Consider the following 6,478-nt stretch of genomic DNA (forward strand, 5'->3'; position numbering starts at 1 on the left):
TTTTTACTTTGCAACAGAACCTCCAATATCATTAAAGCAACACCAGAAACTATGAAAACATCAGCGAGATTAAAGATAGGATAATCAATGAGCCGAAAATCAAGGCTATCTACTACTTCTCCTCTAATCAAGCGGTCAAAAAAGTTCCCTAATGCTCCACCTAGCAACAGTGATAAGGCAAAAGAGATTCGTCGGTTATTCCTTCCTTCTGTTTGTAAATAATAAATGATACCCAGTACAACAATTAACGTTACAATAATAAAAAACCAGCGTTGACCTTGCAAAATTCCAAATGTTGCTCCTTTATTTCGAAGAGAAGTAATATGGAATACTCCTTCCCATAAAGGAATGGTTTGACCTATTTCCATCCATTTGACAATCGCAGATTTCCATAGTTGATCAATGATTAAAACGATGACTGCAATGATATAGTAGATCCTGATTCTCCTCCTCCAATATTCATTATTTTAAAGTATACCATGATATAACGAAAAAATGTATATTTTATTGTTGCAATAAAACGTTATATTATTTATATTAATATATATATATACAAACAATAATTTGAATGTTATTGTATACACTAATTACAGAGGAGGGGTTGTTTTGAGTATTACTTCCATAAATAAAAAAGAACATGATTTAGATGGTATAAAATCAAGGGGAAAAGATGCTTGTGAGACATTTATATTTGACCCAGAAAAGGTTGAGCGCCGTCAGCAGGAAGTCGGTCAAACGGATGGCTTATCACAATTGTTTAAAGTTTTTGCGGATGATACACGGTTGAAAATTGTTTATGCACTTACGCAAGAAGATGAAATGTGTGTCTGTGATGTAGCAACGATTATTGGTTCTACGAATGCTACTGCTTCACACCACCTACGTATGTTACGTAATATGGGGCTTGCCGAGTATCGTAAAAAAGGGAAGATGGTTTTTTATAGGCTAGTAAGTAATCATGTGCATCACCTTATGCAAGAAGCACTACAGTTGAAGGAAAAGAAGTAAATGTGATGAGTGTTGGGAAAAATTAGTTAAAATGTTACAAACAACTCAGTCCTCCATTTTACATGATGGAATGCAGTTGCTCAAAAATAAATCATAAAAATTACCTAAGAAAAGACCATTAGATAAAAAATCATCTCAGGAGATTTAAGCCCTGGTATCCACTGAGACTTAAATCTTGTTTTTTCTCTGAATTGTACCCTGATGGTCCAAATTATTTGTGAAATGGAATGAATTAAAGTAAGGAGAGTTTGTAATGTTCTCATGGACTGTAGTATCTCTTGTGTTACTCACAAGTATAGCTAATCTTGTTGGAGGACTTATTGTCGTGAGAAAAGAATGGTCCCCCAAAGCTCTTACATATTTAATGGCTTTTAGTGCAGGTTTTCTTTTATCCATAGGTATTCTTGATCTAATGCCAGAAGGATTAGAAAATTCACCTGAAAATGGAATCTATATATTAATAGGATTTTTAGTATTATTTGCCTTTCAAAGAATCCTCACAACTCATTTTCATTTCGGCTATGAAACACATGAGGATAAACTCAGTAAAAAAACGGGCGGTTTAGGTGCCTTTATCGGAATGACTATTCATAGTTTCTTTGATGGGGTCTCCATTGTTGCGGGATTCGAAGTAAGCAGTGAATTAGGTTTCCTTGTGTTTGTTGCTGTATTACTTCATAAAATACCAGATGGCTTAACCATTTCTTCGATTGTTCTTGTAGTATTTAATGACAGGAAAAAGGCGTTTATTGCCTCTGCAGTACTGGCTTTGGCTACTATATTTGGAGGGGCTTTAGTATGGCTACTCAGTGACACAGAATTTGCAGCTGAAGTACTTGGCGATTCTTTTGCAAGAATTGCTTTGTCCTTTTCAGCAGGTGTTTTTCTATATGTTGCAGCAACGGACTTACTTCCAGTTGTTAATCAATCTGAAAATCGAAAAACTGGTCTTTACGTTTTGCTTGGTGTAGCTGTTTTCTATATAGCTTCTTGGATCATAGGAGTTGTTGGGTTGGAATGAAAATATTAAAGGAATAGCCTTGAATAATCAGTTGAGGAAATTAAACAGAAAAGTTGAGTTTAGTCTTAGCAAAAAAAGAAATAAAATACAATCAAATAATCATTTGACTATCTATATATGTGTGGATATATAATAGCAACAGAACATAACGTAATATTCAAATGAATATCATAATGAGAGGTGGCCAAGAATATAGGAATTCCACATGCATTGATTGATAAAAGATACATTGGTTAATTAAGAAGGAGGTTATTAAATATGAGTGAAGCAACGAAGCCATTAGAGAAGAAATATGTCTATCGTGTTGATGGATTTTCATGCGCAAACTGTGCAGGAAAGTTTGAAAGAAATGTTAAAAAAATTCCGGGAGTAGAGGATGCAAAAGTAAATTTTGGAGCATCCAAAATTTCCGTTTACGGAGAAGCAACGGTTGAAGAATTAGAAAAAGCAGGTGCCTTTGAGAACCTTAAAGTGGCTCCAGAAAAACCTAGACGGCAGGCTCCGCAAGAGGTTAAAAAAGACAAAAATATATATCGTGTTGAAGGGTTTTCATGCGCAAACTGTGCAGGAAAGTTTGAAAGAAATGTTAAAAAAATTCCGGGAGTAGAGGATGCAAAAGTAAATTTTGGAGCATCCAAAATTTCCGTTTACGGAGAAGCAACGATTGAAGAATTAGAAAAAGCAGGTGCTTTTGAGAATCTTAAAGTGGCCTCTGAAAAACCTGTACGGCAAGCTACACAAGAGATTAACCAGGAAAAAGAGGATGAAAAAGAAGAAAAAGTGCCATTCTATAAAAAGCACAGTACTTTACTCTATTCGACCTTATTGATTGTTTTCGGATATCTTTCAGTCTTTGTTAATGGGGATGAGAACATTGTTACTACATTATTATTTGTAGCATCGATGTTAATAGGAGGATTATCGCTTTTTAAAGTTGGTTTCCAAAACTTGTTACGCTTTGAATTTGACATGAAAACACTTATGACTGTTGCAGTTATAGGTGGTGCGATTATAGGAAAATGGGCAGAAGTTTCTGTTGTTGTCATACTCTTTGCAATTAGTGAAGCTCTAGAACGATTTTCTATGGATAAAGCGAGACAATCAATTCGATCATTAATGGATATTGCACCTAAAGAGGCACTTGTTAGACGAAAAGGTCAAGAAATGATGGTTCATGTAGATGATATTGCAGTTGGAGATATTATGATTGTCAAACCTGGTCAAAAGATTGCCATGGACGGGATGGTTGTAAGTGGGTACTCTGCTGTTAATCAAGCTGCCATTACAGGTGAGTCAGTCCCTGTTGAAAAAGCGGTTGATGATGAAGTATTTGCAGGTACTCTAAATGAAGAAGGATTACTTGAAGTAGAAATAACTAAATTAGTAGAAGATACAACCATTTCAAAAATTATTCATCTTGTAGAGGAAGCACAGGGAGAACGAGCATCATCTCAAGCCTTTGTAGAAAAATTTGCGAAATATTATACTCCGATCATCATGATCATAGCTGCGTTAGTTGCTGTAGTTCCACCATTATTCTTTGGGGCTAGTTGGGAAACATGGGTTTATCAAGGTTTAGCTGTTTTAGTCGTTGGTTGTCCATGTGCGTTGGTTATTTCCACCCCGATTTCGATTGTTTCAGCAATTGGAAATGCAGCGAAAAAGGGTGTCCTAATAAAAGGTGGCGTTTATTTAGAAGAAATGGGTGCCTTAAAGGCCATTGCTTTCGATAAAACAGGTACTTTGACAAAAGGTGTCCCTGTTGTAACTGACTTCAATGTGTTGAACAAACAGGTAGATGAAAATGAAATGCTATCCATCATTACTGCATTAGAGTATCGTTCTCAGCACCCTCTTGCATCAGCAATCATGAAAAGAGCAGAAGAGGCGAATATTTCTTATTCAGATGTTGTGGTAGATGACTTCTCTTCCATTACAGGAAAAGGAATTAAGGGTACTGTAGACGGAACGACCTATTATATTGGAAGTCCAAAACTATTTAAGGAACTGTCAAACTCTAGTTTTGATAAGAATTTAGAGAAAAAAGTTGCAACTCTTCAAAATCAAGGGAAAACTGCTATGGTTGTTGGAACTGACAAAGAAATACTAGCTATTATTGCAGTAGCAGATGAAGTACATGAATCAAGTAAAGAAGTCATTCAAAAACTACATCAACTTGGCATCAAAAATACAATTATGCTTACCGGTGATAATAAAGGTACTGCGAATGCCATTGGAAGTCATGTCGGAGTAAAAGAAGTTCAGGCTGAATTAATGCCTCAGGATAAATTGGATTATATTAAACAATTGAAATCGGAATACAACAACGTAGCTATGATTGGCGATGGTGTCAATGATGCACCTGCATTGGCAGCTTCCACTGTTGGAATTGCAATGGGTGGAGCTGGTACTGATACAGCATTAGAAACGGCGGACGTTGCACTAATGGGAGATGATTTAAGAAAACTTCCGTTTACGGTAAAACTAAGTCGAAAAGCGCTAAACATAATAAAAGCTAACATTACTTTTGCAATTGCTATTAAATTTATTGCCTTATTATTGGTTATTCCAGGTTGGTTAACACTCTGGATTGCGATTCTTTCAGATATGGGTGCAACTCTTCTTGTAGCGTTGAACAGTTTACGACTTATGCGAGTGAAAGAGTAAGAGTAAAAAGGGCTTTCCATTTAGAAAGCCCTTTTAATCAAAATGTAGATTATTTTTTATAAATTGTCTAATAAGAGAAGAAAAATAGGTGAAAATAAGAAAAAGGTTAGACACATATTACACAACTATATTCTTGAGTACAAATAGTAATTATAGTTACTTATCAAAGGAGGAATCTAGGATGACTGGAGAAGTGAAAAAAGATGTAGACCTTTTAGTGATAGGAGCAGGGTCTGGAGGTTATGTGGCGGCAATACGTGCTGCCCAGTTAGGAAAAAAGGTGGTACTGGTTGATAAGGCGGAGTTAGGAGGAGTTTGCCTTAATCGAGGGTGTATCCCTTCAAAAGCTCTTATTAGTGCATCTGAACGAGTCAAACACATTAAACATGCCAATACAATGGGGCTTAAGGTTTCGGGTGAGGTTCAAGTTGATATGCCAGAAGTAGTAAAGTGGAAGGACGGAATCGTGAACAAGCTAACAGATGGGATTCGCACCTTGTTAAAAGGAAATGGTGTAGAGGTCATCAGTGGGGAAGCCTATCTCACTGAAGCACATATTGCAAAAATAAAAATAGAGGACGAGGAACAGATTTTTTCCTACAAAGATTTAATTCTTGCAATAGGTTCTTTGCCAGTCGAGTTAAAAAGTATGCCATTTGATCAAAAAAGAATCATTTCTTCAACGGAGGCATTGCAACTACAGGAAGTACCCAATCATTTAGTTGTGGTAGGTGGTGGTTATATCGGTTTAGAGTTAGGTACTGCTTATGCAAAGTTTGGGGCAAAAGTGACCATCCTTGAGGGATCGGATACAATTTTGTCCGGGACAGATCCTATCCTAACAAAAACAGTAAAACGTCATTTAAAGGAAATTGGAATCACTGTTATAACGGATGCCCTTGTTCAAGGTGGAGAAAATACAGGCGATGAAGTTAACGTCCATGTTCAAGTTGATGGAAAGGAAGAAATTATTCAAGGTGATTATTGCTTAGTTTCTATTGGGAGAAAACCAAACACAGGTAAAATTGGTCTGGAAAATATCGGAGTAGTATTAGACGACCAAGGATTTATTAAGATAAATAACAAATGTCAAACAAACATTGAACATGTTTATGCAATAGGGGATTGTGCTGGTGGTGACCTCCTTGCTCATAAAGCTAGTTATGAAGCAAAGATAGCAGCCGAAGTGATCAGTGGTCAAAATAGTGTGATTGATTTTCAAGCGATGCCTTTTGTTATCTTCAGCGATCCTGAAGTAGCCTATACAGGTTTAACAGAGAAGGAAGCAAAGGAAAAAGGATACGAAACAGTATCCAGTCGTTTACCATTCCAAGCAAATGCTAGGGCGTTATCTGTCTCGGATGCAGATGGCTTTGTACAAGTTGTAGCCGAAAAGAATACGAAAAGAGTGTTAGGAGTACAGATGGTTGGACCAGAGGTATCCTCTCTGATTGCAGAGGCTGTTTTTGCGATTGAGGCTGGGGCAAATGCGGAAGATCTTAGCCTTACGATTCATGCTCATCCTACCTTACCAGAGACACTTATGGAAGCAGCAGAAGGTGTGATGGGACATGCTACACATATGTTGAATAAAAAGCAATAATGTGAATGCAGGCCAACCTGCACTTTTTCATAAGTGCAGGTTGAATTTTTATTAATGGATGGAGACTCATGCACATTTTGTATTGATAGATGTATTACTGTATAAAATTCCTGATGGTATGGATTAATCACTATTCATGAATTTCTAATGAACTGGGTGGTTCTGTTGCAAAGTAAAAA

At 36.6% G+C, this 6,478-nt stretch carries 5 protein-coding genes; 4 read left to right on the forward strand and 1 reads right to left on the reverse strand.

Going from position 1 to position 6,478, the window contains the following annotated elements; all coding sequences use genetic code 11:
- Nucleotides 1–443 (reverse strand): signal peptidase II (gene lspA, locus HMPREF2846_RS01020; protein ID WP_176745457.1); only part of this gene is annotated, 443 nt, incomplete at its 3' end.
- Nucleotides 444–606: 163 nt separating this feature from the next.
- On the opposite strand from lspA, the gene HMPREF2846_RS01025 reads away from it, so the two are divergent.
- The 4 genes from HMPREF2846_RS01025 to lpdA all read left to right on the forward strand — a co-directional run bounded on the left by HMPREF2846_RS01025 (nt 607) and on the right by lpdA (nt 6,299).
- Nucleotides 607–1,008 carry an ArsR/SmtB family transcription factor gene (locus HMPREF2846_RS01025; protein WP_002454665.1) on the forward strand — a complete coding sequence of 134 codons (402 nt, stop codon included), beginning with the start codon at nt 607–609 and terminating at the stop codon, nt 1,006–1,008.
- A gap of 253 nt (nt 1,009–1,261) precedes the next feature.
- A complete protein-coding gene (locus HMPREF2846_RS01030) occupies nt 1,262–2,029 on the forward strand; it encodes a ZIP family metal transporter (protein ID WP_002454666.1) in 768 nt (255 codons plus the stop codon).
- 258 nt (nt 2,030–2,287) lie between these two features.
- On the forward strand, nt 2,288–4,696 hold the full coding sequence (locus HMPREF2846_RS01035; protein WP_002504087.1) for a heavy metal translocating P-type ATPase: 2,409 nt from the start codon (nt 2,288–2,290) through the stop codon (nt 4,694–4,696).
- Nucleotides 4,697–4,877: 181 nt separating this feature from the next.
- On the forward strand, nt 4,878–6,299 hold the full coding sequence (gene lpdA / locus HMPREF2846_RS01040) for a dihydrolipoyl dehydrogenase (RefSeq protein ID WP_070625289.1): 1,422 nt from the start codon (nt 4,878–4,880) through the stop codon (nt 6,297–6,299).
- Nucleotides 6,300–6,478: the final 179 nt, after the last annotated feature.

This window comes from Staphylococcus sp. HMSC056G08 (assembly GCF_001812305.1).
GTDB classification, from domain to species: domain Bacteria; phylum Bacillota; class Bacilli; order Staphylococcales; family Staphylococcaceae; genus Staphylococcus; species Staphylococcus simulans.